This window comes from Pandoraea morbifera, assembly GCF_902459575.1.
In the GTDB taxonomy this organism is placed as follows: Bacteria; Pseudomonadota; Gammaproteobacteria; order Burkholderiales; family Burkholderiaceae; genus Pandoraea; species Pandoraea morbifera.
Window position 1 is genome coordinate 1 of record NZ_CABPSD010000047.1, and the last position, 531, is coordinate 531.

Genomic DNA, 531 nt, shown 5'->3' on the forward strand with positions numbered 1-531 from the left:
CAAGCTTCGCCAATCCAACGCCCGAAAGCCCGTCGTGAAACCAGAGACTGTTTCACGTGGAACGGCGTCCTCATGATGATCTCTCTCAATCCCTCGCCGTTCACAACTCCCCATCCCGCCTACCACCACTTCGCCCTCTCCCACCTCCGAGCCGCGAAGCTCACCGGCACCCCGACTACGCTCCACCTTAAAGTCGCTCCGTCAGGGCACCGGCAAGCTTCGTCAATCCAATGCCCGAGAACCCGTCGTGAAACCAGAGACTGTTTCACGTGGAACGGCGTCCTCATGATGATCACTTCCAATCCCTCTCCGTTCACAACACCCCATCCCGCCTACCACCACTTCACCCTCTCCCACCTCCGGGCCGCGAAGCTCACCGGCACCCCGACTGCGCTCCACCTTAAAGTCGCTCCATCAGGGCACCGGCAAGCTTCGCCAATCCAACGCCCGAAAGCCCGTCGTGAAACCAGAGACTGTTTCACGTGGAACGGCGTCCTCATGATGATCTCTCTCAATCCCTCGCCGTTCACA

1 protein-coding gene is annotated in these 531 nt (G+C 59.7%); it reads left to right on the forward strand.

Annotated features, from left to right (window positions below; all coding sequences use genetic code 11):
* Nucleotides 1–285 precede the first annotated feature (285 nt).
* The coding region (locus PMO31116_RS23940) for a hypothetical protein (RefSeq protein WP_217424782.1) at nt 286–531 on the forward strand (246 nt) is incomplete at its 3' end.